At 64.2% G+C, this 1,300-nt stretch carries 1 protein-coding gene; it reads left to right on the top strand.

The annotated features are described in order from the left end of the window. Positions 1-68: 68 nt before the first annotated feature. A protein-coding gene (locus tag ACTWPP_RS44950) for an IS3 family transposase (RefSeq protein ID WP_443110609.1) occupies positions 69-1,246 on the top strand; the annotation gives its coding sequence in 2 pieces (ribosomal slippage) (positions 69-339 and positions 339-1,246; 1,179 coding nt in all). Positions 1,247-1,300 lie beyond the last annotated feature (54 nt).

Here is a 1,300-nt window from a genome sequence, read left to right as displayed (position 1 = left end):
TGAGGTGCCCCGGATCTTCCGGACAGGGCCCCAACTAGAGTTGGGGAGAGAACCGGAAAGGAAGGCCGTTGGCACGACAGAGGCGGCATTTCACCCAGGAGCACAAGGACGAGATCGTCCGCATGGTCCTGGACGGCCCGCGCCCCATCGCCCATGTGGCCCGTGAGGTCGGCATCCACGACACCACCCTGGGCAATTGGGTCAAGGACTACCGCAGACGGCACGGCACCGACGCGTCCACCACATCGGCCGGCGACTCGAAGAGCCCTCGGGAACGCGAACTCGAGCGCGAGAACCGCAAGCTCCGCGAAGAGAACGACTTCCTGAAAAAAGCCGCGGCCTTCTTCGCGAAGGATCACCGGTGAGCGCCAAGTACGAGCTCATCGACGCGGAGAAGGCCCACCACGCCGTCGTCGACATGTGCGCCTGGCTGCGCGTGTCCCGGTCCGGCTTCTACGAATGGCGGAGCCGCCCGTTGTCGGCGACCGCCGAACGCCGAGAACGCCTCAAGCCGATGATCGAGGCGGTATTCGCCGCCAACCACGAAACCTACGGGTACCGGCGCGTCCACGCGGTGCTGGCCCGCTCGGGCGAGGAGGTCTCGCTTGAGCTGGTGCGGCAGTTGATGCGCGAACTCGGGCTCGAACCGGTACAGCCGCGGCCGTGGCGGCCGGTCACCACCCTGGCCGGCGGGTGCGGCGCGATCCCCGACCTGGTCAACCGTGACTTCACGGCCGACCGGCCGGGAACCAAGCTGGTCGGGGACATCACCTACATCCCGACCTGGGAAGGGTTCCTGTATCTGGCGACGGTCATCGACTGCCATTCGAAGATGGTTGTCGGATGGGCGATGGCCGATCATTTCAAAACCTCGCTCATCACCGCCGCCCTGGACTCGGCGGCAGGGAACATCAGAATCGAGGAGGGCTGCATCTTTCACAGCGATCGCGGGTCGAACTACACCGGCGACGAGTTCGGTCGGCACTTGGCGAAGAAGTACAAGATGCGGCGGTCGGTCGGCAGAACCGGTGTGTGCTGGGATAACGCCATGGCCGAATCGTTCTTCGGGGCATTGAAGAACGAGTGGCTCAACCGTATGGTATTTGCCACACGGGTCAAAGCCCGGCGTGCGGTTGTGCAGTACATCGAGGGCTTCTATAATCGGCGAAGGCTTCATTCCGCGAACGGGTACCGGACCCCACTTGAGGTCCACATCGAGTACCTGGAGCGACAGCAAGCGGCGTAGATCTACCCGCAGATCACCCATCAGGACGCTGTCCGGAAAACGCGCGGCCCCTCA

This window comes from Actinomadura sp. 3N407 (assembly GCF_052245875.1).
In the GTDB taxonomy this organism is placed as follows: Bacteria; Actinomycetota; Actinomycetes; order Streptosporangiales; family Streptosporangiaceae; genus Spirillospora.
This window is presented reverse-complemented; position numbering and strand designations above follow the sequence as displayed.